Raw genomic sequence first — 25,474 nt, 5'->3', positions numbered from 1 at the left:
GCCTCAGCCGCCGATTCCTCCCCTGCCGTCGCCGAGGAGCCTCTCCAACGCCCGGCGTGCCCGGCGCGGCGCCGCGCTGTCGTGTTCGAGCTGCAGGAAGTGGTTCAGCGCCAGCATGATCCCGACGATCTCGTAGATCAGCTGGTCGACGTCGGTGTCCCGCGGCAGCTCGCCGAAGCTGACGGCGCGCCGGACGTGGATCCGCAGATCCCTGCGCCACAACGCGTTCATGCCCGCCAGCGCGTCCCGCACGCGGCCGCTGCGCCCGTCGAACTCGGTCGTCGCCGCGGTGAAGAAGCACCCGCCGGGCAGCACCTCGCGTTCGAGGTACGACACCCACGCCTCGCAGACCGCCCTGAGGTGCGGAAGTCCCGACGGCGCCTGTTTCACCCGTCCCGGCACCTCGCGCTGGAAGACCTCCGCGGCCTGGTCGACCACCGCGAGCTGCAGGGTCTCCTTGGTGCCGAAGTGCCCGAGCAGCCCGGCCTTGCTCATCCCGAGCTCCGCCGCGAGCCGCCCGATCGTGAGTCCCTCCAGACCTTCGGCCGAGGCGATCGCGAGGCTTCGGTCGAGGATGCGCTGCCGTGTCTCCAGCGTGTCGGCAACAGATCTGCGCGGGCTCACGGAGGCAGCCTACGACACTTTAGCTACCGACCGATCGGTTGCTATATTCGGCGGGTCGCCTCGCCGAAGGAGCTCACCTTGTCCGGATCCCGTGTCGTCGCGCTCGGCCACCACCAACCCGAACGCGTGCTGACCAACGCCGACCTGGAGAAGATGGTCGACACCAACGACGAGTGGATCCGCCAGCGCACGGGCATCGCGACCCGCCGCATCGCCTCGGCGGAGGAATCCGTCACGGACATGGCGGCCGTAGCGGCGTCGAAGGCCCTGGCCTCCTCCGGCCTCGCGCCGTCCGAGATCGGCCAGGTCATCGTCGCCACCTGCTCGGCCGTGGACCGCTGCCCGTCGATCGCGGCCCAGGTGGCCGCGCGCCTGAACATCCCGTCCGCGGTCTGCTTCGACCTCAACAACGCCTGCGCGGGCTTCTGCACGGCCCTGGCCACCGCCGACCACACCGTGCGCGCGGGCGCCGCCAGGAACGCACTGGTCATCGGCGCCGAGAAGATGTCGGACCTCGTCGACTGGACCGACCGTTCGTCCTGCATCCTGCTCGGCGACGGCGCGGGCGCCGCGGTCATCAGCGCCGCCGACTCCGCTCAGATCGGCCCTGTCGTGTGGGGCTCGGACCCGAGCCGCGGCGACGCCGTGCGGCTGGTCGACGAGTGGCACCCGCAGTTCGCGCAGGAGGGGCAGGCGGTGTTCCGCTGGGCGACCAGCGAACTGCCGTCCGTGGCCGCACAAGCCTGCGAACGGGCGGGAATCGCCCTCAGCGACCTGGCGGGAGTCGTCACGCACCAGGCCAACCTGCGGATCATCGAGGCCCTGACGCGCCGGCTCGGCCTGCCCGACGGAGTGGTGATCGGCCGCGACGTCGTCGAGTCGGGCAACACGTCCTCGGCTTCGGTGCCGCTCGCGCTGTCGAAGATGGTGGAACGCGGGGAGCTGCCGTCGGGCGAGCCGGTGCTGTTGTTCGCGTTCGGGGGCGGGCTGTCGTGGGCGGGACAGGTCGTGACCTGTCCGTAGAAAGACCGGTGTGGCGGCTCGGGAGCCCGCCGAGCCGCCACACCGTTGGTGACGCACGAGTAGAAGAGGCCGACCTGCCGACGCGGGAACGAGCGCATCGTCCGCGTGGTGTCATCGGTCCGCCACCTGGCCACGCGAACGACGTCGGAGTTCGCCGTTCCCGCTTGCCCTGTGCCGGCAGTGGTACCTCCTCCGGCCTGGTTAGGGCCTCGCGCGTCCTCCGCCCACTCGCACCATCTCCGGCCTCGAACGTGAATGCCGCCGCCGCTGCAAAGGCGGGGACATCGACGACGAGACGGACGGGGGTACAGATGACGCGTGGGCGGCGACTGGTTCTGGAACCTGGATCTGGGTCGTGGGAAGAACTTCTGGAACGGCAGCGACCTTGGTCTCCTCGGCCGGCTGCGTCCACACCGAGACGTTCGTGTCCACCTGGTTCTGACGGAAGAGCTCGGGGGTCTCGGTGATGATCTTGCCGGGGGACTCGAGACCCACGATGCCGACGAGCTTGCCGTTGGCGATGAAGCCCGTCAGACCGTTCACGTCGGTGGTGTCGGTGCCCAGGACCGGGAGGCCGGCGCCCTGGACCCGCATGCCGTACTGCTCGGTCCAGAAACGCGGGACCGGGGTGTAGGTCTTGGCGTGGTTGCGCCCGACCAGGAGGTTCTCGGCGGCGACGCGGCCGCCCTCGACGGCGTTGAGCCAGTGCTCGACGCGGCGCACGGCGCCGTTGAAGCGCATGTTGGGCCAGCGGGCGACGTCACCGCAGGCGACGATGTTCTCGGCGCCGACCACGTGGTTCGTGGCGTCGCACAGCACACCGTCGGAGATGTCCAGGCCGGAGCCGCGCAGCCAGTCGACGGCCGGCGCGGCGCCCACGGCGAGGACCACGCACGAGGCGAAGAAGACCTGGCCGTCCGAGAGGTGGATGCCGATGCCGCCGGGCTGGCGCACCCAGTGCTTGATGCCGACGCCGGTGGCGAGTCGCACGCCGTGGTGGATATGCGCCTCGGTGATCTTCTTGCCGATCTCGTCGCCGACGACACCGCCCAGCAGTGCGGGCGAGCGCACGATCAGAGCCACGTCGCGGCCCATGTGACGAACCGAACAGGCGAGCTCGCAGCCGATGAACCCACCGCCGATGACGGCGACGAGGCCCTGCGACTGACGGATGTTCTTGCGGATCGCGACCGCGTCGTCCAGCGTCCGCAGCACGTGCACCCGCGGGTCGTGGCGCGGAGCACCGCCCATCGCCCTGGCGTCCACGCCGGTAGCGATGATCATGCCGTCGTACTTGATCTCCTCGCCGCCGGGGACCCAGACCGACTGCTTCTTCGGGTCCAGGTGCAACGCCGGCGAGTTCAGGCGCCACTCGGCGTCCAGGTCGCCGGAGAAGTTCAGCAGCGAGTCGTCCGGGTGCCATTCACCGGTGATGATCTGCTTCGACAGGCATGGGCGGTGGTACGGGAGGTGCCGCTCTGCGGACAGGATCGTGATCTGCCCGTCGAAACCCATCTCCCGCAGCCGTTCCGCGGAACGGACTCCACCGAGCCCGCCGCCGACGACCACGATCCGTTCGCTCACTTCACTCGCTCCCTGATCTCGATCGCACGCATCGGGCACGCGCGCTGTGCCGCTCTGGCCTGGGCGAAGTGCTCCTCGGGCGGGCGGCGGTTGTAGGTCAGGCGGTTGTCCTCGATCAACTGGAAGACATCCGGGGCCTCCGCCTGGCAGGTGCCGTAGCGGTGGCACTTCTCGTTGTTGACGCTCACGTCCATCGCGTCGCCCTCGCCGACACCGGGTTCCTTGCCGCGCTCGGAGTCGAGCATGCCGATGCGGGTGAGCACCTCGGGCGGCAGGAAACGGGCCAGGGCCAGGGTCGCGGTCGGGACGAGGACGGTGAGGCCGGCCAGCCAGAGAACGGACAGGTTGCCGTTCGCGATGGCGCCGAACCAGGAGTGGACCACGGTGGCACCCACGACGACATACGCCGTTTGGTGGAACCGGAGCCACTTGCGGTAGAAGACCTTGTGCCGCATGGAGGCCAGGATGGCGATCGCGGCCATGACCTCCAGGCCGACGATGCCGAGCGCGTGCCGGAAGAGGCCCCCGTCGACCATGGGGATCAGCAGCTTGTAGAAGGGAAAGGTGCCGGTCTGGATCAACGTGAAGGCGAAGGCGTGGATGCTGCCGAACGCGATGGTCAGCGAGGCGAGCACCATGTGCCCGTTCTTGAGTCCCTCACGGCCGGTGAGCTTCTCGGCCCATCCGGTCGCGATGAGCACGCCCCAGGACAAGGTGGCGCACATCATGACGTAAGCCAGCCTGGCAGACAGCTGCGCCATCTTCTTGACGCCCGAGTCGAACTCGGATGCCTGGGCCACCAGGAGCGGAATCTGGCTGGACAACAACTCTTCCTCCGGAAAGAACTTCTCGCGGGAACCCGCCCGGCCCTGCTAGTGCAGGAGTGGACACATCAGGGCCGGGCGGGTGGGAACAGGTCCGCGTTGGAGTGCCTCTGACCTTGGGACACCACCTCCGTTTCCCGTCACACAACGGGGTCTTGCCCAATCACCGCACCGGTCGTCGCGGGCGGAGTACTCGGAGCAGGAGGATCGTGAGGACCGCTCCCGCGGCGGTGACCGAGAGGATCACCCACATGTTCGGCCCCTCACCGGAGGCCAGGCTGGCGTTGATGATGCCGCCGGCGGGCTGGGGTTCCGCGAACGACGAGTCGCCCGCGAGACCGGTGCTCTCCAGCAACGTCATGTGCTTCATCACCACGTCGATGCCGGCCTGCGCGAACCCGCGGATCACGTCGTTGCGGGTCTGCGTGCGCACCTTCGCGATGAAGTTGAAGACCTGACCGTGCGCCGCCCGGAGCCGGGCCACGAACGCCTGGTCGAACGCGTCTCCTTCGAGACCGTTCAGCTCGTCCATCCACGACTGCTGAGCCGGGTTCGGCACGTCCGGGGTGGTGAGCCCGAAGCCCGAAGCCGTCTTTTTCGTCAGGTTGTCGAGCATCATGTGGTCGAGCATGATCATCTTGCCGATCTGCTTGACCCTGGCGTTCGACGCTTTGGTGGCCGTGAGCTCACCCATGGGCATCTCCCACAGGCCTGCCTGGCGCACCTTGTTCAGCAGTTCGCGGTCGTTCGCGGTCAGTGGTCCGCTCGGGGTGTCCATCACTCCGCCGGTGTCCGCGGGCTGAGCTGCAGCCGTGGCGGTCAGGCCGGAGAAGAGGAACAACATCGCCAAGACGGTGGCGAGGGCTCTGGTCATCGTCTTGATGTCCTCGTTGTTCAGGGGAAGTCGGTAGGGGGCTGGAGATCGAGCAGTGGGCTCAGTAGCCGGGCGCACCCGACGTCGGCGCAGACGACGGCGTCTGACCGGCGCTCGGGCTGGGGGACGTGCCGGGCGTACCGCTGCTCTTGCTGTTGTTCTGCGCTTTCCCGCCGGTGATCTTGGCGCCGTTGGGGGCGGTGACCCACCACGTGCCGCCCTTTCCCTGTCCTTTCAGGTCACCAGCGGCCTTGTCCTCGGCGTAGGTGTACTGCGGGAAGCCCGCGATGGTGAGCTGCTTGGTGCCGTCAGGCCTGGTCAGGACGCCCATGGAGATCGGGTCGACCCCGGTCGCCATCACCGGCTTGTCCGCCGGGACGGGCTTCCAGGTCTTGGCGCACTCGCCCTCGCAGTTGGACTTCGAGGGCTTCGGGGTGTCCTTGTCGAAGCGGTAGAGCGGGAGCCCGTCGCCGTCGGTCACGAACCACCCGAGGTCGTCCCGGTTGGAGATGTACAGCGCCATCGAGGCGCTGTTGTCGGCGTTCTTCGCCGACAAACCGCCTGCTCCGGAGCCTCCGGGAGGCGTCTGGGTGCTGCCGCACGCGGTGAGGCTGACAGCCAGTGCCGCCAGGGCGGTGATGGCTTGACCACGTCGCATCGGCAGGTCCTTTCTCGGCTTGGGTACCGAGGAGTACGGACACGATCCGGCAACGGTTCACGGACTTCGTGAGGAATATTTGCCTCTCGACTTCGGCCGGTTCTTGAGGCAAGGATGTCCCCCGTGGCGCGGCATAGACGTCAACGCGAGTTAGACGAACAATCACCAAGACCGGGATCTCTCGAGGAAGAGTTGATCCGTCGGCTGTACGAGGAATTCGGCAGTGCCCTGCTGGGACACTGCATGAGGTTGACGGGCCATGATCGTCAGTGGGCCGAGGACATCGTGCAGGAAACCCTGGTCAGGGCATGGCGCAATGCCGAGAAACTCGAACGTGACCCCGTGCTCCTGCGGTCGTGGTTGTTCACGGTGGCAAGGCGGTTGGTCATTGACGACAGACGAAAGAGAAGCGTCCGTCCGCAGGAGTTCGAACTGACCCCTTCGGACGAGTCGCCTTCGGGCGGCGAGGAGGATCGCACCCTCGCAGCGATCGTCGTCGCCGAGGCGATGAACGGTCTCTCAGAGGAACACCGGGAGGCTATTCTCGAGACATACCTGCGGGACCGCACCGTCGGTGAGGCCGCGGCGGCACTGGGTGTGCCACCGGGAACGGTCAAGTCGAGGGTGTACTACGCGCTCCGTGCGTTGCGGCGTGCGTTGCACGATCGGGGAGAGACGCGGTGACAACGGCACCAGATCACCTCGACGTCGCCGCCTACGTGCTCGGCATCCTCGATGCCGATGAGGTGGAGGCGTTCGAGAACCACCTGACGGAATGTCGCAGGTGTGCCCTTGACCTGCGCGATTTCGCGGTGGTGCCCGACCTCATCGACGAGGCCGACGCGGGTGGAATGCTGCGCGGAACAGCGCCGGAACGCCCGGACGGCAAGTCGGTGCGAGTCATGCTGGACGCCGTCGCGGCGCGCAGGAAGCGCAGACGGTGGTTCGTCGCCCAAGGTGTCGCGGCCGCCGCCGCCGGCATCGTGGCGGTGACGGCTGTTGTCACGTCGCTGGTCGTGCGCGGCAGCGACGACGGCTCGAACCGCGCTGCACCCCAGAACCCCGGCACCACGACCTCGCAGACGAGGGTGGCGAACAACTCCACCGACTCGTCGATGAAGGTGCAGCAGCAGGACCCGAACAGCGGCGTCTTCACCAAGATCACCGCCTCGGACGAGGCCTGGGGCACCTCGATGGACATCGAGGTCAGCGGCATGAACGGCCCCGGGAGGGGCTCGCTCGTCGCTGTCGGCCGCGCGGGCCGTGTCGCGCAGGTCACGTCCTGGTACGCGCCGGAACCGGTGGCCGGCGACAAGAAGACGATCCGGCTCCAGGCGAACGTGGCCATGCGCTGGCACGAGATCGCGACGTTCCGGATCGTCGACGAGAACGGGAAGACCCTGCTCGAAGTCGTCGCGTCCTGACGCTTTCCCACACCAGCCCACTGCCCCCACCGGATCCGTGAGATCCTGTGGGGGCGGTTGTCGTTTTTGGGGAGGCAGTACACGTGGCGATTGGCCCGTCAGCGGTCGAGCGTTGGCTCGATCTGTCCACAGAGGAGCTGCGCGCTCAGGTCAAGCAGCTCGTGAACTCCCGGCTTCCGGGTGATCACGCTGTGTGGCAGGCGATTCGGCGTCATCCAGCACTGGTCCCGCGCATCCGGGGTGTCCTCTCCGGACTCGCGGCGACAGCGGCCGGCAGCAAGGACGAGGCCATGCAGAAGGTGTGGATCTCCAAGGCGCGCGCCGCCCTGGACCAGCCCGCACCCGCGCCGGTGAAGACGGCGCGCAAGCCCGTGGCGAAGGAGGTTCCCGAGCAGGAACCGGAACCCGTGATCGAGCTCAAGCAGCCAGAACCGCAACAGAAGCAGCCGCACAAGCCGGCGCCCACGATGCTGTTCCAGGAGCCCAGTTAGCCATGGTCGTCTTCGGATCGCTCATCTCGTTGTCAGGTTTGCTGATCCTGTTGTTCCGCACCGCCCCGCTGGGCGGTCTGAGCTCGTCCGTCGCCGGCTGGGTGCTGCTCGCACTCGGCGTGGTGTTCGCGGGACTGGGGGTGCTGCGCAACCGCCGCAAACGCGCGCGGAACAGCCCCGGTCCCGTCGGGAACCCGATCCAGCGCCTGAAGGCGTTGCCGCGGCTGTGGAAGGCCTGGCGCAGCGGCAACTACCCCGAGCTGCCGCGCAGCCAGGTGGTGCTGTGGGCGGCCGCGCTGGTGTACCTCGTGTCGCCGATCGACGTCCTGCCGGAGTTCCTGCCGGTGATCGGGGTGGCCGACGACGCGGGGGTCGTGGTGTGGCTGCTCAGCACCCTTTCCCTCGCCTCAGGCTCGTACCTGCGCTGGGAGAAGGATCATCGCGACACGGGTCGCGGGATCGAGTCCCCGTGAGGCCTCCTCGCGCATGATCTCGGCCAGGCCGGGAGAAGTCTCGGTCACGGCGCGGAACCCGAGGCGCTCGTAGTACGGCTCGTTCCACGGCACGTCCCGGAACGTCGTCAGCGTCACAGCGCGCTCGCCGCGTTTCACGTGCTCGATCAGCGCGGCGCCGATCCCCTGGCGTGCGTGCGAGGGATGCACGCTGATCTGGTGGATGTGGGTGGCGCCGTCGACGTCACCGATCGCGATGAACGCCACGGGCAGGCCTTCCTCGCCGACGGCGACCCAGACCTCGTGCTCGGCGAGGTCCTCCAGCGACATCGGGTCGTCGTCGGCGATCTCGGGCATGCCGACGTCGCGGAAAACCTCCCCCGAGGCGTTTTCGATCTCCTGGAGGTACGGCAGTTCGGCTGGTTGGGCGACACGGATCAACACGCCCGACATCCTGGTAGGTCGGACGCGGACCGCGCAGCCCAATAACGTTAAAGTCCGACCTGATGCGAACCAAGACCGTGCGCGTCCTCCTGGTCGAGGACGACGATGGCGACGCTCTGCTCGTCGAGGCGCTGCTCGAGGAGGCCAGGGCGCCGTTCATCCTCTCGCGCGCCCGCACGCTCGCGGAGGCGGAGGAGAAACTCGCGGGCGCCCAGTGCGTGCTGCTCGACCTCGGCCTGCCCGACTCGCAGGGTCTCAACGGCCTGCACCGGCTGCTGGGCAAGCACAACGCACCGGCGATCCTCGTGCTGACCGGGCTGAACGACGAGCAGGAAGGCATCGAGGCGGTCGCCGCGGGCGCGGAGGACTACCTGATCAAGGGCCAGGTCGACGGCGAGCTGCTGCTGCGCGGTGTCCGGTACGCGGTCGAGCGCCGCCGAGCCGAGGACGCCCAGCGCAAGCTCCGCGAGGCCGAGCTGCGGGCCGCGGAACGGTCCCGCCTCGAACGCGGCCTGCTCCCTCCCGCGCTGCTGCAGAACTCGGACGTCGACCTCGAGGTCCGCTACCAGCCCGGCGGCCAGCGCATGCTGCTCGGCGGCGACTTCTACGACGCGGTCGGAATGCCGGACGGCACGGTCCACGCGATCATCGGCGACGTCTGCGGCCACGGCCCGGACGAGGCGGCGCTGGGCGTCTGCCTGCGGATCGCCTGGCGTGCGCTGGTTCTCGCGGGCGAACCGCCGGAGAAGGTGCTGCGGACGCTCGACCAGGTGCTGGTCGCGGAACGGCACGGCGAGGGCATCTTCACCACGGCGTGCATGGTGACCGTCGCGCCGGACCGCCGGTCGGCCCGCTACTTCCTCGCCGGGCACCCCGAGCCGTTGCTGCTGGTGGGCAGCCGGATCGTGGACCTGCCCCAGTCGAAGATCGGCGTTCCGCTCGGCGTGCTGCCCGACTACGCGTGGACGGGTGTCGACGTCCAGCTGCCGCAGGGCTGGTCGGTGATGTGCTACACGGACGGGCTGATCGAAGGCCGGGTACCCGACGACGTCGACCGGCTCGGCGTCGAGCGCCTGTCCGAGATCCTGCACAGACATCTGCCGGAAGGCCCCAACTGGATGGACTCCGTCATCGCGGAGGTGACGGAGCTCAACGGAGGCGCGCTCGACGACGACGTGGCCATCCTGCTGCTGAAGGACGGAAAGTGACTCTCCCGCAGAGGTTGCCGGCAAGCCGCCTGCTGGCCGCCATCGTCGTGATCCTGCTCGCCATGACCGCGGTGGCGATCGCGTCGACCGTGGTCGCGCTGGACGCCCTCAGCAGCGCGCGCGTGCGGTCGGTGGACGAGGTCGAGCCCGCCGGACGCAGCGCGAAGGACCTGAACCGGGCGCTGCTCGACCAGGAGACCGGTCTGCGCGGATTCATCCTCACCGGGAAGGACGAGTTCCTCAAGCCGTACACGGACGGCCAGAAAGCCGAGGCGGAGGCCGTTCAGGCCGTGCGCGACCGCGTCGGCGACGTCAACCACCGGCTCAGCCTCATCGAGGACCTCTCACGGCAGTGGCGGTCGGAGTACGCGGAGCTTGCGATCACCGCCATCCAGCTGTCCGGCCCCACCGTCGGTCCCGCGGGCAACATCGAGCGCGGCAAGGTGCTGTTCGACCAGCTCCGCACCGAGATCGGCGCGTTGCAGGCCGACATCGCCGGGCTCAGCAAGGCCGCTCGCGACGACCTGCACCACGCGGCGAGGGTCGTGCTGTGGTTGCTCATCGGCATGGGCGTGCTGCTGGTCACGGTGATCGGCGGACTGTCACTGCTGCTGCACCGCCTGCTGATCGATCCGCTGGCGAACCTGGCGGAGCAGGTCAGGGAGGTCGCGTCGGGAGACTTCCAGCGCGAGATCGACGCCCACGGTCCACGCGAGACGGTCATGCTCGGCGAGGACGTGAACGCGATGCGCCGCCGGATCGTGCAGGAGCTCGCGACGCTCGACGAGGCGAAGACGGAACTGCAGCGGTCCAACTCCGAACTGGAGCAGTTCGCCTACGTCGCCTCGCACGACCTGCAGGAGCCCCTGCGCAAGGTGGCGTCGTTCTGCCAGCTGCTGCAACGGCGCTACGGCGGCCAGCTCGACGACCGCGCCGAGCAGTACATCAACTTCGCCGTGGACGGCGCGAAACGCATGCAGGTGCTGATCAACGACCTGCTCGCGTTCTCCCGCGTCGGCCGGCTGACCCGCGAGCAGACCCTGGTCGACCTCAACGAGATCGTGCGCCAGGTCGTCGACAACTACTCCGAACGCGTCGAGGAGACCGGCGCCCGGCTGGAGATCGCGGAGCTCCCCTCCGTCCGAGGTGAGGCGTCTCTGCTCAGCGCGGTGTTCCAGAACCTGATAAGCAATGCGTTGAAGTTCAAGGGCACCGAAGCCCCGGTCATCGCCGTCGAGGTCGAACGCGACGGCGACATGTGGAAGTTCACGGTGCGGGACAACGGCATCGGGATCGAGCCCGAGTACGCTGACCGGATCTTCGTGATCTTCCAGCGCCTGCACCCGAAGGACGCCTATCCGGGCACGGGCATCGGACTGGCGATGTGCCGGAAGATCGTCGAGTACCACGGCGGCACGATCTGGCTGAGGACCGATGTGGACTCCGGCACGAGCTTCGAGTTCACCCTGCCCGTCGTGCCCGAGCTCGCAGAACCCGCAGTTGCCGTCCAGGTTGAGGAAGTACATGACTGAGTCACCGCTGAACGTGATCGACGTCCTGCTCGTCGAGGACGATCCCGGCGACGCCCTGATGACCCAGGAGGCGTTCGAGCACCACAAGATCCGCAACACCCTGCACGTGGTGAAGGACGGCGTGGAGGCGATCGAGTTCCTGCGGCGCCAGGGCAAGTACGAGAACGCGCCGCGGCCGGGGCTGATCCTGCTCGACCTGAACCTGCCCCGCAAGGACGGCCGCGAGGTGCTCAGCGAGGTCAAGAACGACCCGGAGCTGCGGTCGATCCCGGTCGTCGTGCTGACCACCTCGGAGGCCGAGGAGGACATCCTGCGCAGCTACAGCCTGCACGCCAACGCTTACGTGACGAAGCCGGTCGACTTCGACAGGTTCATCGAGGTCGTTCGGCAGATCGACGACTTCTTCGTCACCGTGGTGAAGCTGCCGCGCTGATGACCGCGGCGCTGAAGTCCAGACAGGACCGGCAGATCTGCGCTTCCGCACCGGCGTGCACCGGCTTGGTCTCGCTGCAGAACGAGCAGTCGCCCACCTCGGCGACCTGAGCCTCGGCGACGCAGAGGTCGCAGATCAGCGCGGCCGGTCCGGCCATCAGCTTGCCGACCTCGTCACCGGCGCGCCCGCAGAACCAGCACCGCTCGGTCCGCTTGGACTGCTCGACGATCTGGTGCACGCGCTGGTGGCTCATCTTCAACGCTTCGGCGATCTCGCGCATCGACCCTCCGGCGCGGTGCAGGCGCAGCACGGAGTGGTGGTACACGGCTTTCGCGATGTCGGCCTGGTCCTGAGCGGCAGCGGCGGCGGTACCCGCCTTGCGCGCCACCGTCAGCAGTTCCTCGTCAAGAGTCATGGCGTCTAGGCTAGCTAGACGCGTCTAGTGTGTCTAGACAGTCACTCAGTCGACGCCGCGGACGATCAACGGGTCGTCGTCGGCCTGCACGACCCACTCCTGGGGCTCACGCGGTTCGGGGACCACGGGCGCCCACATCCCGTCTCCCCCCGGCCTCATCACAACTTCATTCGGGGCAGTCATGCTTTTTGGCTACCCGTTTGCGCGGAACGTATGCCGGACAACATGGTCGTGATGGCGTCCATGACCCGAGCGGTGGCCTCGTCCAACACCTCGGCCGTGAGCTCGCGGTCGTACAGGTCGGACAGATCGACCGGTGCTCCGGCGACGACCTCGACCTTCTTGCGCGGCAACAACCTCGGCAGGATCGTGCCCTTCGGCAACAGCTCGTGCGTGCCCCACTCGGCGACGGGCACGACCGGCACGCGGCTCTCCAGCGCCATCCGCGCGACGCCGGACTTGCCCTTCATCGGCCACAGGTCGGGGTCGTCGGTGAACGTGCCCTCGGGGAACACCATCACGCACTCGCCGTTCCGCAGCGCCTCCACGGCGGGCCGCAGCGCCTCCGAGGCCTTCACCGTGCCGCGTTCGACCGGGATGTGGCCACCGGAGCGCATGACCCAGCCGATGACCGGTGTGCGCCACAGGGAGGCCTTCGCGAGCACGCGCGGCACCCGCTTCGACATCAGCGCGAACACGACGGCCGCGACGGTGTCGGAGTTGGACAGGTGGTTGAACGCGAGGATCACGCCGCCGTTGCCCGGCACGTTGTGCCTGCCCCGCACCTTCAGCCGGACGAACAGCACGACGACCGGCCACAGCACGTCGATCGCCAGCGAGAACCAGAAGCCCCGGCCTCTGCGGGGCATCTTCCAGGTCCAGGCGGCCAGCTCGAGCCTTGTCACGTCTGGTATTCGAGCACGCCGGCGTTCTCCGTTCTGGTCAATTCACCACGTTCGACCAGAACGTCGAGGTGAGCGGCCGTCTCACCGATGGCCAGCACCTGGTTGAACATGTCGAGGTCGTCGAACCGGCGCTGGCGGCGGGTCCAGCCGATCTTGCGGGCGGTCTCGAACGCACTGCCCGCCACGGCCTTGCCGATCTCCTCCAGCCGCTGCTCGTGGAACTGCAACAGCTCGTCGACGCGGGCGTGCGAGCTGTCGGTCACCGGGCCGTGCGCGGGCAACAGCTTGAGGTCCGGCAACGCGCGCGTGAGCCTGAGCGACGTCATGTAGTCGCCCAGTGGCAGTTCGGGCCTGAGCGGCTCGAAGCCGATCGACGGCGTGATGTGCGGCAACACGTGGTCGCCGGAGAACAGGACCTTCGCGGTGTGGTCGACGAACACGACGTGGCCACGAGTGTGACCGGGGGTCGGGACGACCTCGAGCCTGCGGTGTTCGAGGTCGAGGGTCGACGCCGTGAGCCACTCGTCGGGCTCCTCGTAGTCGCGCAGGGCCTCGCCGCGGTCGACGTGGTGCATGATCCTGATCCACGTCTCGGCCAGCTCGCTCGCGCCCCACTTGCGCAGGTCGGCGACGTGCTGGTCGTCCTGGCCGTGCAGCATGTGCAGCAACGACGGCTGCTCGCCCAGCCCAAGGCCGATCTTGCTGCCGAACAGCCGGCGCAGCGACACCGCCATCGTGTAGTGATCGCGGTGCACGTGCGTGACGAGGAACCGGCGGATGTCGTCGAAACCCTTGTTCAACGTCCCGAGCGCGACCTCGAGCTGGTCACGGGCCTCGTCGAGCGCCCAGCCCGAGTCGACCATGACCAGGCCGTCGCCGTCCTCGATCGCGTAGACGTTGACCGCGCGCAGCCCGTCGTTCGGCAACGGCAGCGGGATGCGGTGCACACCTGGTGCCACCTCGAACGCGCCTGGCTCACTCCACACGCTCGCCACCTCATTGTTAGCGACAACAACTATTACCGGACGGTAACACGGTATTCCGGGTGCTTGTCGATGTACTTCGCGACAAACGGGCACAACGGTGAGATCTTGACATCCCGGGCCACGGCGTCGTCCAGTGCGTACTTGGCGAGCTTGCCGCCGAGACCCTGGCCGGCGTAGGCGTCGTCGACCTCGGTGTGCACGAGGGCGAGGACGCCGCCGACGGTCCGGTACTCGAGGAACCCGGCGAGCGCGCCGTCGACGTGGATCTCGTAGCGGCTTTCGGCTTCGTTGTTGGTGACCACTCAACCATCTTGCCCCGGACGGATGGAAAATGACGGCCATGGACGTCTACCTGCTGATCCTGGGTGACCACCTGCCGAACCCGTGCACGGGCGAGGAAGTGTCGCAGGCCGACCGGCTGCGGGCGATGGTCGAGCAGGCGGTGGTGGCCGAGGAAGCAGGGTTCGCGGGCGTCGCGATCGGTGAGCACCACTTCACCCGGTACATCGTGTCCGCGCCGGAGTTGCTGCTCGCGGCGGTGGCGGCACGGACGTCCACGTTGCGCCTCTCCACGGGCGTGACGCTGCTCGCCCACCGCGACCCGGTGCTGGTGGCCGAGGCGCTCGCGACGCTAGACGTGCTGTCCGACGGGCGGGCCGAGCTGATCGTGGCGCGCGGGGTCGACCAGCAGACGGACGCGGCGTTCGGCGTGCAGCCCGGTGAGCTGCGGGCGCGGTTCGAGGAGCACCTGCGGTTGCTGCTCAAGCTGCTGGAGGAGCCGTCGGTGAGCTGGGACGGGCGGTTCCGCGGCCAGCTGAGCGAGGTGACCACGACGCCGCGGCCGGTGCAGACGCCGCGGCCGACGGTGTGGATCGGGTCGGGCTCGGCGGTCTCGGCGGATCTCGGCGCCGAGCTGGAGATGCCGCTGATGCTGCCGTCGACGCTGCGGGACCCGTCGATGTACTCGGACGTCGTGCAGCGCTACCGCGAACGGTTCCCCGGCGGACGGGTCGGCGTGCCGAGCCACGTGTTCGTCGCCCACGAGGACGCGCGCGAGCGGTGGCGGCCGCACCTGGCCGAGTACGCGCGGTTCGCGGACCCGTGGCGCGGGGACGGCGACATCGACGTCGACGCCATCATGGACGGCGCGGCGGTGTGCGGGACGCCGGAGGAAGTGGCGCAGCGGCTGAACACGTTGGCGGAACAGCTGTCCATCGACACGCACCTCGTGATGGTGGACATCGGCGGCATGCCGCACGAGTCGGTCATCGAGACCATCCGCCTGTTCGGTGCCGAGGTGCTTCCGAAACTTGTTTAACGCAAGCGCTGCCAAGGGTTAACACTCGTTCGGCAGGATCGTCGCCGTGGGCATCAACGTCATCGGCATCACGCATCCCGCTCAGGTCGGGGCACTCCCCGGCGGTACGAACGTGCTGGTGCTGGCCGACGACGGCACGTACGCCGACGAGTTCCTCGACACCGACTTCCGCGCGCACCAGTTCGTGGTGCGCGCGCACGGGCGTGGGTCGGCTTTCTTCGGGGTGGCGGACAAGGCCCGCGAGCTGGGTGCGGACCGGATCTTCTTCGGTGGTGCGCACGACACCGCCGCTGTTCTCACCGCCGGAGAAGATCCCGTGCTCGTGCTGGGTGTGCGTCCGCCGGGCGGTCCGATCGCGTGCAACGCGGCGTTCGTCGAGTGGCTGGACCGCTGGCCGCGGCCGGCCCGCGCCTACCGCGAGGACGTGGACCACTGGCTCGCCGAGAACGCGTTGAGGGAAGGCCTGCGCGTCGAACTGGTTTCATGGCGGATGGAACCGACCGTCCCGATGCGACGGAAGTTGACGGCGTAGTACTCCGAAGTCTGAAGACACTGCGGCAGCGGTGAAATACCGTTTCCTCCAACGCACCTTCGCGCGCACGCGGCGCAGCTGAGAGTTCTCTCAGCGTGGCGGCTCGGGGCGGGGGCACCGGGGTTAATCTCAGGGTCCATCTCAGTGGGAAACCTGACCCTTCGGTGTGTCCGTGTCGCTGATGATGGTGCGCACGAAACCCACAGGAGGGGACAGACAGGTGAGCGCGTCCGATGGAGTCGCGGCCAGAGCCGTTGACGTGTGGAAGTCTTATGGGTCCGGCGACGCCGCCGTGACCGCGCTCGCGGGGGTGAGCGTCGAACTGGAACGGTCCAGGTTCACCGCGATCATGGGCCCGTCGGGGTCGGGCAAGTCGACGCTGATGCACTGCCTCGCGGGCCTCGACGACGTGACGGGCGGCGAGGTGTGGATCGGTGACACGAAGGTCACCGGGTTGAAGGACCGCGGTCTCACCGACCTGCGGCGCGACAAGGTCGGCTTCATCTTCCAGCAGTTCAACCTGCTGCCGACGCTGACTGCCGAGGAGAACATCACGCTGCCGCTGGCGATCGGCGGCAAGAAGGTCGACAAGGCGTGGTTCGACGTCGTCGTCGACACGGTGGGTCTGCGGGACAGGCTGACCCACCGGCCGACGCAGCTCTCGGGTGGCCAGCAGCAGCGCGTGGCGTGTGCGCGTGCGCTCGTCTCACGGCCCGACGTCGTCTTCGCGGACGAGCCGACCGGAAACCTGGACTCGCAGTCCGGCGCCGAGGTGCTCGGGTTCCTGCAGCGGTCCGCCCGCGAGTTCGGGCAGACGATCGTGATGGTCACGCACGACCCGAACGCCGCTTCGTACGCCGACCGCGTCATCTTCCTCAAGGACGGCCAGATCGTCCGCGAGCTGCTGTCGCCGTCCGCGGAAGAGGTTCTGGACACGATGAAGCACCTCGACTCGGTCGCGGTGCCGCATGTTTAAGGCGACTCTCAAGAGCTTGCTGTCGCGCAAGCTCCGGCTGGTGCTGTCCGCGCTCGCGGTGGTGCTGGGCGTGATGTTCGTGTCCGGTTCGTTCGTGCTGACCGACACGCTCCAGCGGTCGTTCACCGACCTGTTCTCGTCGGCCTTCGCCAACACGGACGTGTCGGTGTCGCCGAAGCAGGAGAAGGGCAAGGAGCCGGAACCCCTGACGCCCCAGGCGATCGCCGACGTCAAGTCGGTGCCCGGCGTGGCGTCCGCCGTCGGCGAGGTGCAGGGTTCCGTGCGCCCGATCGGCAAGAACAACAAGGTCATCACCACGTCCGGCGCGCCTCGGTTCGGCTCGAACTGGACGGGCACGGGCCAGGAGAAGATCCGCGACGGCAGGGCACCCGCCGCCGACAACGAGGTCGTCCTCGGCGCCTATCTCGCGTCGACCGGTGGCTTCAAGGTGGGCGACGAGATCGGGCTGCTCACGCTGGAGCCCAAGAAGACCTTCAAGGTCACCGGGATCTACGAGTACGCGGGCGGCCGCGAGTCGCTGGGCGGCGAGCTGTCGGTGGCGTTCACCGAACCGGTGGCGCAACAGTTGTTGCTGGGCAAGAAGGACGCGTTCTCGTCGATCACCGTGACGGCGGCTCAGGGCACGTCCGACGACGCCCTGCGGGACGCCGTCGCCGCGAAGCTCGGTGCCAAGTTCGACGTGAAGACCGGTGCGGCGCTGGCGAAGGAGCAGGCCGACCAGATCAACGAGGGCCTGAAGTTCTTCAACTACGTGCTGCTCGGGTTCGCCGGCATCGCGTTGTTCGTCGGCATCTTCATCATCCTCAACACGTTCTCCATCATCGTCGCCCAGCGCACGCGTGAGCTCGCGCTGCTGCGGTCGATGGGCGCCTCGCGCGGCCAGGTCATCGGCTCGGTGGTGCTGGAGGCGTTCGTGATCGGACTGATCGCGTCGATCATCGGTCTCGGGGCCGGCATCGGCGTGGGCGCGTTGCTGGCGAAGATCTTCAGCTCCGTCGGCGGCACGAACCTGCAGCTCGCGGGGATCGGCGTGCCGATGTCGGCGGTGATCTCGTCGTTCGCGGTCGGCATCGTCGTCACCGTGATCGCGGCGGTCATGCCGGCGCTGCGGGCGTCGCGGATCGCGCCGGTCGCGGCGATGCGCGAGGCGGCGACGCCGGACCGGCCGCTGACGAAGATCACGATCATCGGCGCTCTCGTGGTGGCCGCGGGCGGCACGGCGCTGGGCTTCGGCTTCAACCAGGCGTCGCTGACGTTGATCTTCGGCGGCATCCTGGTGGCGTTCGTCGGTGTCGCGCTGCTGACCCCGTTGCTGTCCAAGCCGATGGTGTCGCTGATCGGCCGCCTGCTGTCGTGGTCGATGCCGGGGCTCCTGGGCCGCAGGAACTCCGCGCGCAACCCGCGCCGGACCGCGATCACCGCGGCCGCGCTGATGGTCGGCATCTCGCTGATCACCGGCGTGAGCGTGGTGCTGACGTCGGCGACCAAGTCGATCGAGAAGCTCGCCGCGGGCCAGATCCAGACGGACCTCATCATCTCCGGCGAGGGCCAGATGGAGGGCCAGCCCGCGTCGTTCAAGCGGGACGTGCTGACGAAGGTCGAGCAGACCGACGGCGTGAGCTCGGCGTTCGGCTGGGCCTCCGACGGCGTGCTGCAGGGCGAGAACCAGATGTTCGCGATCGCCCCGACCGACGTGGCCGCGATGAAGACCATGTTCGGCCTCAAGCCGAAGTTCGGCGACATCGCACCGCTCAAGGACGGCCAGCTCGCACTGCCTGAGGACCTCGCGGCCGAGAAGGGCTGGTCCGTCGGCAGCACGGTGACCCTGCAACTGGCCAAGGCCGAGCCGCAGACCTACACGGTCGGGTTCATCTGGGCCAAGACGCAGGTGCTCCAAGGCGCGCTGGTGCTGCCGGAGTCCGCGGCCAAGAGCTTCCGGTCCGACCAGATCGGCCAGGCGTTCGTCCAGGTGAAGCCGGGAACGCCGGTGGCGGACGTGCAGAAGCGCGTCGAGCCGCTGTTCGCGGACAACCCGGAGATCACCGTGCAGGACCGCAGCGGGTTCGTGAAGCAGACGACCTCGCAGTTCGACACGGTCCTGCTGATGATCCAGATCCTGCTGGCGCTGGCGATCCTGATCGCCGTCCTCGGCGTCATCAACACCCTGGCGCTGTCGGTGATCGAGCGGACCCGCGAGCTGGGTCTGCTGCGGGCCATCGGCATGCGGCGGGCGCAGGTGATGCGGATGATCACCGTCGAGTCCGTGGTGATCTCGGTCTTCGGCGCCGTGCTCGGCCTCGCGGTCGGTGTGGCGCTGGGGCTCGCGACCGTGCAGGCGTTGAAGGACCAGGGCATCTCGGAGATCGGGTTCCCCTGGGTCACCATGGTCCAGTACCTGGTGGTGGCCGCGTTCGTCGGTGTGATCGCGGCGATCCTGCCCGCGATCCGTGCGGCGCGCCTGAACGTGCTGGACGCGATCGCCTACGAGTGAGTGCCGACGAGTCGTGTCCAGGTCTCGGCCAGCCACGACTCGTACTCCTCGACGCTCCACCCCGTGGTCCTGGTGAGCAGCAGGTAGGTCTCGGCCTGACCGAGCACCGCGCCCGTCTCCGCGACCCAGTCCACGTTCTCGTCCGACATCAGGCCGTCGGCGGCCAGCTTCCGGAAGAAGCCGCCGATGGCCTGATGCGTCATCGCACGGGCCGCCTGCGCGCGTTCGGCGATCTCAGGTTCGACCGCTTCGGCCTGTTGTGCCACCTGGAGCAACGACCCGGTGCGGTCCATCAGTTGCCTGCTGATCCCGGCCATGCGCGCGATGCGTTCCTGGGCGGTCGGCGCGTTCATCGCCTGCTGGAACCAGTCGCGGTCGGGCACGGCCACGCGGTGGTGGTCCCCCGCGATCGCCACGTCCAGGCAGCGTTGCAACAGCGCGGCCTTCGTCGCGAACCGCACGTACACCGTGCGAGCCCCCACGCCCGCTCGTTTCGCCACGTCGGCCAGCGTCGTGGCGACGTAGCCGCGTTCGACGAACAGCTCTGTGGCCGCCTCGACGATCCGGACCTCGGTGTCCGCCCGGCGCGCCGCCCGCAGATCCCTGTTGACGTCTCCTGGCATGTGTTGCAGTCTAACTGCATAAGTGCAGTCCCACTGCAATCAGGGGGTCACCGATGAGCACCACACCGTTGCTGGACGGCATCCACCACCTCAAACTGCCGGTGTCCGACCTCGAGAAGTCGCTGGACTGGTACACGACGAACCTCGGCTACGAGCTGATGGTCAACTTCGTCGAGCAGGGCGTGCGGATGGGTGTCTCCCTGGACCACGCCAGAGGTGGACCGCCGCTCGCGTTGCGGCTCAACCCGGATCGCGCGGCCGCCGCGGCCGGGTTCGACTACTTCTCCATCGGCGTGCCGGGCCAGGAAGCGATCGAGGCGCTCGCGGCACACCTGACCGAACGCGGTGTCGAGCACGGCGGGGTCATCAGGACGCCGGTCGGCTGGGTTCTCCTCGACGTGCACGACCCGGACGGCCACGAGCTCCGCTTCTACACCGTGCCGCTGGAGCTGCCGGAGGGGTTGCCGCGTCCGTTCACCAGGGAGTCGTGAGTGCTGTGCCAGGCCGTCGCACGCCGGCACAGCACCCCGTCACGGATCAGGCGTGCGGACAGGTGTCCAGGTACGCCGAGATGAGCGTGTTCGGCGCGGGCGCCGGGCACAGGAACTGGTCGTAGCGCAGGTCGTCGTCGACGAACCGCTTGAGCCACGACAGCGTGTACTTGCGGACCGTGGCGTTGTCGCTGCGGGGATCGGAGTGGTCGCCACCGCGCAGCTCGACGAAGGCCTTGTCGGGTGCGGCCGTGATCGAGTTGTAGAACGGCAGCGAGTGCTGCGAGTCGGGAGCGGTGGGGTCGCTCTGGCCGCCGACCAGCATGGTGGGCACCTGGACGGTCGACCAGTTCTTGGTGGTGTGCCAGCCGGCCATCGGGATCGAGGCCTGCAGGGCCGGACGTGACGCGGCGGCGCGCAACGCTCCGCCACCGCCCATCGAGTGCCCCATCACGGCGAGGCGCGAGGCGTCGACGCGCGGGTTGGTGCGGACCACGTAGTCCAGTGCCGCCAGCAGCTGACGACCACGGCTGTCGGGGTCGTCCCAGCCGGACAGGGTGTTGATGGTGATCACCACGAACCCGTAGGACGCGAGCCGCGGACCGAAGTGCGCGACGGACGTCTGGGTGGCGGTGAAGCCCGGTGAGATGGCGACAGCGCCGAACGTGAGATCACTGGTCGGTGTGTAGACGGTGCCGCCGCCGAAGTTCGACTGGCGGGCGACGGCGGCCGACGTGACGGCGAACGTGCCACGGGAGGCCTCGACAGATGCGGCCGTGGGTGCGGGGCCGCGTTCGTAGGGATTGGCCGCCGCGGTGGCGACGGCGGGGGCGGTGGCAGGGATCAGCGCCAGAACGAGCGCCGCAAGCACGGTTTTGATGCGCACGACGATGTACACCTCAATTGGTTGCAGGGGAACCAAAAGCGACGGCGAGCCACACGCTACCGCCCAGTAGCCTCGCGGCGGTTCGGCCACTCGGATGGTTACCGGGACATTTCGACGCCGTTCGACAGAAAGTCACCCGGTTACCCAGCGCAGCAGACTCCGGCGTTGTCGTCCTGTTCAGTCACCGCAGCGGCGGTATGCGGTGAATCGGACGGCCCACGAGGGTGATCACGTGCCCACTCGGAGACAGTTCCTCGTTCTGAGCTCGACGGCAGCTCTCACCAGTCTGCTGCCCGAGACTCCCGCGTCCGCCGCTGACGCCACCGCCCAGCCGTACGCGTCGTACTGGCACCCGGCGACCATTCTCGACTGGGATCCGCTGACGGACCGGGACGCCCGGTACAACCGCAGCACCGTGCCGTTGGCCCGCAGAGTGGTCCCGGCGCGACCGGCCAACGCGCACGCCCACACCGGCGAGGCGCGGGTGCAAGCGCTGGTGGCCTACGCGCCGACGAGCAACAACCCGGCGCAGGGCTCGCTCGACATGAACTACTACGCCACGAACTACTGGCAGTACATCGACGAGCTGGTGTTCTGGGGCGGGTCGGCGTCCGAGGGCCTGATCCTCGCGCCGAACCCGACCGTCACCGACGCGGCGCACCGCAACGGCGTGCGCGTGATCGGCAACGTCTTCCTGCCGCCCACCGCGTACGGCGGCCAGATCCAGTGGGTCCGCGACTTCGTCCGGCGCGACGGCGACCGGTTCCCGGTGGCGGACAAGATGATCCAGGTCGCCCGGTCCTACGGGTTCGACGGCTGGTTCCTCAACCAGGAGACCGCCGGCGGCAACGCCCAGCTCGCCGCGGACATGCGCGACTTCATCGTCTACCTGCGCAAGAGCGGGCTGCGGATCATCTGGTACGACGCGATGACCGACAGCGGAAGCGTCTCGTGGCAGAACGCGTTGACCGCGCGGAACCGGATGTTCTTCGAGCAGTCGGACGAGATGTTCCTGAACTTCTGGTGGAGCACACAGGGTCTCGCGAACTCGGCGGCCCTGGCGCGGCAGATGGGACGCAGCCCCTACGACCTGGCGTCCGGTGTGGACGTGGAGGCGAACGGCTACAACACGAGCGTCGGCTGGGCCTCGGTCTTCCCGGAGGGCAAGCCGCACACCACGTCGCTCGGCTTCTACCGTCCGGAGTGGACGTTCAAGTCCGCGTCGAGCCCCGCCGACTTCTACGCGCGGGACAACAGGTTCTGGGTCGGCCCGAACGGTGACCCGTCGAACACGACCTCCACCGCCGCGTGGAAGGGCATCGCGCACTACGTCACCGAGCTGACGCCGATCACCTCCCTGCCGTTCGTGACGAACTTCAACACCGGGCACGGCAAGAAGTTCGCGGTGGGCGGTGCCGTGCGTTCGACCCAGGCCTGGAACAACCTGTCGTTGCAGGACGTGCTGCCGACGTGGCGCTGGAGCATCACCGGTACCGGCACGAAGGTCGTGCCGTCGCTCGACTGGGACGACCCGTACGACGGCGGCACGGCACTGAAGATCACCGGCACTCCCCTGTCCGCCAACGACATCCGACTGTTCGCCACGTCGCTGAAGCTGACCGGCGCCAGCCAGTTCGAGATCGTCCACCGCACCGGCACCGGACCGTCGCGACTCCAGGCCGTGCTGCGGTTCGGAGCCGCGGAGCAGGTCCTGGACCTCGGCGGCGTCTCCGGTGCGTGGCGGCGCAGCGTGTTCCCGCTCGGCGAGCACTCCGGCGGGACACTGACCGAGATCTCGCTGCGAGTGCTGCCCGGCGGCCCGGTGACCGCGTCGATCGGCCGGATCGGCGTCACCACCCCCGTCATGACGCCACCCGCGGCACCGTCCGCCGTACAGGCCGAGCAGGTGAGCCGCACCAACGCCACCACGGTGTCGGCACGGCTCACCTGGACGCGCGCACCCGGAGCCGTCCGGCAGTACCGGGTCTACAAGTGGACCGGTTCCGAGCGGATATTCCTCGGTGGCACGACGAACGACGCGTACTTCGTGCCCGCGATCCCGTTGACCTCCGGCGAGACCGCGCAGATCGAGGTCGAGGCCGTCAGCGAGGCGTTCGACGTCTCACCGCCCGCGCACATCGCCCTCACCGGTACATCCTGACGTGGTCCAGCACCACGTCCTGCGGCAGCTGCGCCCCGGCCCCAGGCGAGCCGGGCCAGTCGCCGCCGACCGCCAACGGACGCGGAGATCGGCCGGCATCCACCAGCCTGGACGCCCTGAACCAGTTCGCGCACGCCCACCTCACCGGGTCGCTGGAGGTCGTGCGCTCAGCGGGCGCCGCAATCACCCACCCACCGACCGCCGCCGATGGAGCGCCAACGGACGGCGGAGCTGGCGGCCTCTGCGGTGATCGTGGGCGCGGGTCGGCTTGGGGTGGTTCGGCGCGGGTTCCAGCGGAGGGGTCACCTTTTGTTGCCATGTCGCCTTGCGTTGGTGGTTTCGTGGGTCGTATGACGAGCCGGGTCATTTCATCGCCGCTTCGCGACGATTGCGATTGGGGCTTGACTTCGGGGCCCTTGCGAGGCGCTGTGTCGGGCGGAAAAGGTCGGATGCTCCGCACCCGCCCGATCCGAAAAGGCTAGCACCTCGCACCCAAAGTCAAGCCCCAATCGCAAGCGTGCGTGGTTGCGTTCGGTTGTTCGGCTCACCTCATTACCGGTTGCCCGCGTTCGCATTGCCCGATTCGGCTCGGCTTCGCCATCGCTGGTTCACCCTATCGTGTGCGGCTTTACCCGTTATCTGTTCGTGATCTTGCGGTAGATTAGACACGTGATCGAAACCCGCCTCCTCTCCACCGACGAGCTGCTCCGCAGTCTCGTCGACGAGGTGACGGAAATCCGGGTTCGTGAGAATGCCGCGTTGCAGATCGTCGCCGAATTGGATCGGCGCGGAGCCGCGAGCGAGCTCGGCTACAAGGATTTGCCGAAGGTGTTGCGGCACGTCGTCCGCTGGGACATTCACGTCGCCAAGCGGTGGATCGACAACGCCGCCCTGCTGACCAACGAGATCACCCCGACCGGCAGTGAACTCGCCCCCAAGCTTCCGCTGACGGCGGCGGCGGTGGCCGAGGGCGCGCTGTCGGTCGAGCACGTGGCGGCGGTCGCGGCGGTCATGGAGACCGTGCCTGCTGAGCAGGAGGCCACGGTGGTGGGGTACGCGCGTGACTTCGAGCCCGTCACGGTCCGTGGCCTGGGCAAGAAACTCGCGTACAGCCTCTTCCAGAACGACCCGGAGCCGCGTGACCCCGAGCCCGCGCCGCCGACCAACCAGCACTTGATGCAGTGGAAGAACGGGCGGCTGGAGATCCGGGCCAAGCTGGACAAGGTCACCGGTGCGAAGTACGAGGCACTGCTGGATCCGCTGGCCAAGCCCCGTCCGGACACCGGCCAGGGCCCAGACGCGCGCAGCCGCTCCGAACGCGAGGGCGATGCGCTGGCTGATCTGGTCGATTTGATGCTGCGCGCCGACCAGCTGCCCGAGCACGGCGGCGAGCCGGTCACCCTGACTGTGACGATGCGGCACGAGGATCTCGCCGAGCGGGTCGGGCAGGGCATGTTGGACAACGGCGATCACATCCTGGCCGAGCAGGTGCGTCAGTTGGCGTGCAATGCGGGCGTCATCCCGCTGCTGCTGGGCAGTCAGGGTCAGCCGATGGACATCGGCCGCAAGACCCGCACCTTCCCGGCAGGAATCCGTCGGACTCTGGTCGCGAGGGATCGGGGCTGCGCGTTCCCGGGCTGCGGCAGGCCACCCAGACACTGCGACGCCCACCACATCCACCACTGGGCCAACGGAGGCGATACCTCCGTCGACAACGCCGTGCTGCTCTGCCGTCACCACCACACGCTCATCCACCAGAGCAAGTGGAACGTCAAGCTGGTCAACGGCATCCCGACCTTCTACGCACCCGACTGGCTCGACCCGCTCCGCAAACCCAGACGCAACCCGATCAACACCGCCTAACCACGGCCGGGCGGTGCCGATGAAGGCCGCCTGACTACGGGCAGGCACCCCACGAACGCCGACTGGCCGACGGCTGCGCGGGTGGAGGCCGCTTCTTCCTCCCGTTGCGCTACCCGTGTCGCGCGCTGCTCCTGCCGCATGGACGCAATTCCATGAAGGTAACCCGCGAGGCTAATTCTGAGAACGAATCCCGCGCAGCCGAACCCGCGAGGCACATCCATCGCAGCCAATCCCC

The 25,474-nt window shown here is 68.2% G+C and carries 28 protein-coding genes; 15 read left to right on the top strand and 13 right to left on the bottom strand.

Translation table 11 applies throughout. The annotated features are described in order from the left end of the window. Positions 1-3 precede the first annotated feature (3 nt). The gene (locus AOM45_RS42215) at positions 4-624 is read right to left on the bottom strand and encodes a TetR/AcrR family transcriptional regulator (protein WP_030468717.1); all 621 of its coding nucleotides are present in this window, start codon (positions 622-624) and stop codon (positions 4-6) included. A 78-nt stretch (positions 625-702) separates the two neighbouring features. Between AOM45_RS42215 and AOM45_RS42210 the strand changes: the two genes are divergently transcribed. Next, a complete protein-coding gene (locus AOM45_RS42210; RefSeq protein ID WP_030468716.1) occupies positions 703-1,647 on the top strand; it encodes a beta-ketoacyl-ACP synthase III in 945 nt (314 codons plus the stop codon). Between the two features lie 201 nt (positions 1,648-1,848). On the opposite strand, the gene AOM45_RS42205 is transcribed toward AOM45_RS42210, so the two are convergent. The 4 genes from AOM45_RS42205 to AOM45_RS42190 all read right to left on the bottom strand — a co-directional run bounded on the left by AOM45_RS42205 (position 1,849) and on the right by AOM45_RS42190 (position 5,587). Then, entirely contained in the window at positions 1,849-3,231 is a 1,383-nt protein-coding gene (locus AOM45_RS42205) for an NAD(P)/FAD-dependent oxidoreductase (protein WP_051783784.1), read from the bottom strand. After that, on the bottom strand, positions 3,228-4,055 hold the full coding sequence (locus AOM45_RS42200; protein WP_030468714.1) for a 4Fe-4S domain-containing protein: 828 nt from the start codon (positions 4,053-4,055) through the stop codon (positions 3,228-3,230). The genes AOM45_RS42205 and AOM45_RS42200 overlap by 4 nt, the downstream gene beginning before the upstream one ends. A 163-nt stretch (positions 4,056-4,218) precedes the next feature. Then, on the bottom strand, positions 4,219-4,929 hold the full coding sequence (locus AOM45_RS42195) for a DUF4142 domain-containing protein (protein ID WP_051783783.1): 711 nt from the start codon (positions 4,927-4,929) through the stop codon (positions 4,219-4,221). Between the two features lie 61 nt (positions 4,930-4,990). Continuing rightward, positions 4,991-5,587 (bottom strand): hypothetical protein, encoded by a 597-nt coding sequence (locus AOM45_RS42190; protein WP_051783781.1) that lies wholly within the window; start codon positions 5,585-5,587, stop codon positions 4,991-4,993. Positions 5,588-5,701: 114 nt separating this feature from the next. Between AOM45_RS42190 and AOM45_RS42185 the strand changes: the two genes are divergently transcribed. The 4 genes from AOM45_RS42185 (at position 5,702) to AOM45_RS42170 (ending at position 7,975) form a co-directional block, all read left to right on the top strand. After that, positions 5,702-6,271 (top strand): sigma-70 family RNA polymerase sigma factor, encoded by a 570-nt coding sequence (locus AOM45_RS42185; protein ID WP_030468711.1) that lies wholly within the window; start codon positions 5,702-5,704, stop codon positions 6,269-6,271. Further along, positions 6,268-7,011: an anti-sigma factor family protein gene (locus AOM45_RS42180; RefSeq protein ID WP_030468710.1), complete on the top strand. Its 744-nt coding sequence runs from the start codon at positions 6,268-6,270 to the stop codon at positions 7,009-7,011. The genes AOM45_RS42185 and AOM45_RS42180 overlap by 4 nt, the downstream gene beginning before the upstream one ends. Positions 7,012-7,094: 83 nt before the next feature. After that, positions 7,095-7,502, top strand: a complete 408-nt coding sequence (locus AOM45_RS42175; protein ID WP_030468709.1) for a hypothetical protein — start codon at positions 7,095-7,097, stop codon at positions 7,500-7,502. Between the two features lie 2 nt (positions 7,503-7,504). Continuing rightward, positions 7,505-7,975, top strand: coding sequence for a YkvA family protein (locus AOM45_RS42170; RefSeq protein ID WP_030468708.1), 471 nt, complete (start codon positions 7,505-7,507; stop codon positions 7,973-7,975). Here the strand turns inward: AOM45_RS42170 and AOM45_RS42165 are convergent. Next, positions 7,910-8,395 (bottom strand): GNAT family N-acetyltransferase, encoded by a 486-nt coding sequence (locus tag AOM45_RS42165; protein ID WP_201780174.1) that lies wholly within the window; start codon positions 8,393-8,395, stop codon positions 7,910-7,912. The two genes, AOM45_RS42170 and AOM45_RS42165, sit on opposite strands and share 66 nt — an antisense overlap. Positions 8,396-8,460: 65 nt before the next feature. Here AOM45_RS42165 and AOM45_RS42160 point away from each other — a divergent pair, with 65 nt between their 5' ends. The 3 genes from AOM45_RS42160 to AOM45_RS42150 are packed head-to-tail and all read left to right on the top strand — an operon-like array spanning position 8,461 to position 11,571. Further along, a complete protein-coding gene (locus AOM45_RS42160; RefSeq protein ID WP_035910818.1) occupies positions 8,461-9,606 on the top strand; it encodes a PP2C family protein-serine/threonine phosphatase in 1,146 nt (381 codons plus the stop codon). After that, positions 9,603-11,138: a sensor histidine kinase gene (locus AOM45_RS42155; protein WP_051783779.1), complete on the top strand. Its 1,536-nt coding sequence runs from the start codon at positions 9,603-9,605 to the stop codon at positions 11,136-11,138. Before AOM45_RS42160 ends, AOM45_RS42155 begins: the two co-directional genes overlap by 4 nt. After that, positions 11,131-11,571, top strand: a complete 441-nt coding sequence (locus tag AOM45_RS42150; protein ID WP_030468704.1) for a response regulator — start codon at positions 11,131-11,133, stop codon at positions 11,569-11,571. The genes AOM45_RS42155 and AOM45_RS42150 overlap by 8 nt, the downstream gene beginning before the upstream one ends. Here AOM45_RS42150 and AOM45_RS52545 read toward each other — a convergent pair. The 4 genes from AOM45_RS52545 to AOM45_RS42130 form a co-directional block, all read right to left on the bottom strand. Further along, entirely contained in the window at positions 11,546-11,986 is a 441-nt protein-coding gene (locus AOM45_RS52545; protein ID WP_030468703.1) for a ClpX C4-type zinc finger protein, read from the bottom strand. The genes AOM45_RS42150 and AOM45_RS52545 overlap by 26 nt on opposite strands. Positions 11,987-12,165: 179 nt before the next feature. Continuing rightward, positions 12,166-12,891 (bottom strand): lysophospholipid acyltransferase family protein, encoded by a 726-nt coding sequence (locus AOM45_RS42140; RefSeq protein WP_308202588.1) that lies wholly within the window; start codon positions 12,889-12,891, stop codon positions 12,166-12,168. Then, positions 12,888-13,877, bottom strand: a complete 990-nt coding sequence (locus AOM45_RS42135) for an MBL fold metallo-hydrolase (RefSeq protein ID WP_236704032.1) — start codon at positions 13,875-13,877, stop codon at positions 12,888-12,890. The genes AOM45_RS42140 and AOM45_RS42135 overlap by 4 nt, the downstream gene beginning before the upstream one ends. Before the next feature lie 32 nt (positions 13,878-13,909). Further along, a complete protein-coding gene (locus AOM45_RS42130) occupies positions 13,910-14,179 on the bottom strand; it encodes a GNAT family N-acetyltransferase (RefSeq protein ID WP_030468700.1) in 270 nt (89 codons plus the stop codon). Positions 14,180-14,208: 29 nt separating this feature from the next. Between AOM45_RS42130 and AOM45_RS42125 the strand changes: the two genes are divergently transcribed. The 4 genes from AOM45_RS42125 to AOM45_RS42110 all read left to right on the top strand — a co-directional run bounded on the left by AOM45_RS42125 (position 14,209) and on the right by AOM45_RS42110 (position 19,215). Next, positions 14,209-15,195 carry an LLM class flavin-dependent oxidoreductase gene (locus tag AOM45_RS42125; protein WP_051783775.1) on the top strand — a complete coding sequence of 329 codons (987 nt, stop codon included), beginning with the start codon at positions 14,209-14,211 and terminating at the stop codon, positions 15,193-15,195. 46 nt (positions 15,196-15,241) lie between these two features. Further along, entirely contained in the window at positions 15,242-15,727 is a 486-nt protein-coding gene (locus tag AOM45_RS42120; protein WP_030468698.1) for a hypothetical protein, read from the top strand. Positions 15,728-15,947: 220 nt separating this feature from the next. After that, a complete protein-coding gene (locus AOM45_RS42115; RefSeq protein ID WP_030468697.1) occupies positions 15,948-16,703 on the top strand; it encodes an ABC transporter ATP-binding protein in 756 nt (251 codons plus the stop codon). Further along, positions 16,696-19,215, top strand: a complete 2,520-nt coding sequence (locus AOM45_RS42110) for an ABC transporter permease (RefSeq protein ID WP_030468696.1) — start codon at positions 16,696-16,698, stop codon at positions 19,213-19,215. The genes AOM45_RS42115 and AOM45_RS42110 overlap by 8 nt, the downstream gene beginning before the upstream one ends. On the opposite strand, the gene AOM45_RS42105 is transcribed toward AOM45_RS42110, so the two are convergent. Beyond that, positions 19,206-19,838: a TetR/AcrR family transcriptional regulator gene (locus AOM45_RS42105; RefSeq protein ID WP_030468695.1), complete on the bottom strand. Its 633-nt coding sequence runs from the start codon at positions 19,836-19,838 to the stop codon at positions 19,206-19,208. The genes AOM45_RS42110 and AOM45_RS42105 overlap by 10 nt on opposite strands. A 53-nt stretch (positions 19,839-19,891) precedes the next feature. Here AOM45_RS42105 and AOM45_RS42100 point away from each other — a divergent pair, with 53 nt between their 5' ends. Beyond that, positions 19,892-20,329: a VOC family protein gene (locus AOM45_RS42100; protein ID WP_030468694.1), complete on the top strand. Its 438-nt coding sequence runs from the start codon at positions 19,892-19,894 to the stop codon at positions 20,327-20,329. A gap of 46 nt (positions 20,330-20,375) precedes the next feature. On the opposite strand, the gene AOM45_RS42095 is transcribed toward AOM45_RS42100, so the two are convergent. Continuing rightward, positions 20,376-21,215 carry a poly(ethylene terephthalate) hydrolase family protein gene (locus AOM45_RS42095; protein ID WP_030468693.1) on the bottom strand — a complete coding sequence of 280 codons (840 nt, stop codon included), beginning with the start codon at positions 21,213-21,215 and terminating at the stop codon, positions 20,376-20,378. 232 nt (positions 21,216-21,447) lie between these two features. On the opposite strand from AOM45_RS42095, the gene AOM45_RS42090 reads away from it, so the two are divergent. Then, complete coding sequence (locus AOM45_RS42090; RefSeq protein WP_030468692.1) at positions 21,448-23,376, top strand: endo-beta-N-acetylglucosaminidase; 1,929 nt, start codon at positions 21,448-21,450, stop codon at positions 23,374-23,376. Here AOM45_RS42090 and AOM45_RS51445 read toward each other — a convergent pair. Beyond that, entirely contained in the window at positions 23,360-23,563 is a 204-nt protein-coding gene (locus AOM45_RS51445; protein ID WP_030468691.1) for a hypothetical protein, read from the bottom strand. The two genes, AOM45_RS42090 and AOM45_RS51445, sit on opposite strands and share 17 nt — an antisense overlap. A 482-nt stretch (positions 23,564-24,045) precedes the next feature. Between AOM45_RS51445 and AOM45_RS42085 the strand changes: the two genes are divergently transcribed. Continuing rightward, positions 24,046-25,239, top strand: coding sequence for an HNH endonuclease signature motif containing protein (locus AOM45_RS42085; RefSeq protein WP_059362974.1), 1,194 nt, complete (start codon positions 24,046-24,048; stop codon positions 25,237-25,239). Positions 25,240-25,474: the final 235 nt, after the last annotated feature.

Source organism: Lentzea aerocolonigenes (assembly GCF_000974445.1).
In the GTDB taxonomy this organism is placed as follows: Bacteria; Actinomycetota; Actinomycetes; order Mycobacteriales; family Pseudonocardiaceae; genus Lentzea; species Lentzea aerocolonigenes.
This window is presented reverse-complemented; position numbering and strand designations above follow the sequence as displayed.

Bases quoted from the DNA above. Each gene is read 5' to 3' on its own strand.
- AOM45_RS42195 (WP_051783783.1), bottom strand. From the start codon at position 4,929: ATGACCAGAGCCCTCGCCACCGTCTTGGCGATGTTGTTCCTCTTCTCC.
- AOM45_RS42190 (WP_051783781.1), bottom strand. From the start codon at position 5,587: ATGCGACGTGGTCAAGCCATCACCGCCCTGGCGGCACTGGCTGTCAGC.
- AOM45_RS42185 (WP_030468711.1), top strand. From the start codon at position 5,702: ATGTCCCCCGTGGCGCGGCATAGACGTCAACGCGAGTTAGACGAACAA.
- AOM45_RS42170 (WP_030468708.1), top strand. From the start codon at position 7,505: ATGGTCGTCTTCGGATCGCTCATCTCGTTGTCAGGTTTGCTGATCCTG.
- AOM45_RS42160 (WP_035910818.1), top strand. From the start codon at position 8,461: ATGCGAACCAAGACCGTGCGCGTCCTCCTGGTCGAGGACGACGATGGC.
- AOM45_RS42150 (WP_030468704.1), top strand. From the start codon at position 11,131: ATGACTGAGTCACCGCTGAACGTGATCGACGTCCTGCTCGTCGAGGAC.
- AOM45_RS52545 (WP_030468703.1), bottom strand. From the start codon at position 11,986: ATGACTCTTGACGAGGAACTGCTGACGGTGGCGCGCAAGGCGGGTACC.
- AOM45_RS42125 (WP_051783775.1), top strand. From the start codon at position 14,209: ATGACGGCCATGGACGTCTACCTGCTGATCCTGGGTGACCACCTGCCG.
- AOM45_RS42110 (WP_030468696.1), top strand. From the start codon at position 16,696: ATGTTTAAGGCGACTCTCAAGAGCTTGCTGTCGCGCAAGCTCCGGCTG.
- AOM45_RS42105 (WP_030468695.1), bottom strand. From the start codon at position 19,838: ATGCCAGGAGACGTCAACAGGGATCTGCGGGCGGCGCGCCGGGCGGAC.
- AOM45_RS42100 (WP_030468694.1), top strand. From the start codon at position 19,892: ATGAGCACCACACCGTTGCTGGACGGCATCCACCACCTCAAACTGCCG.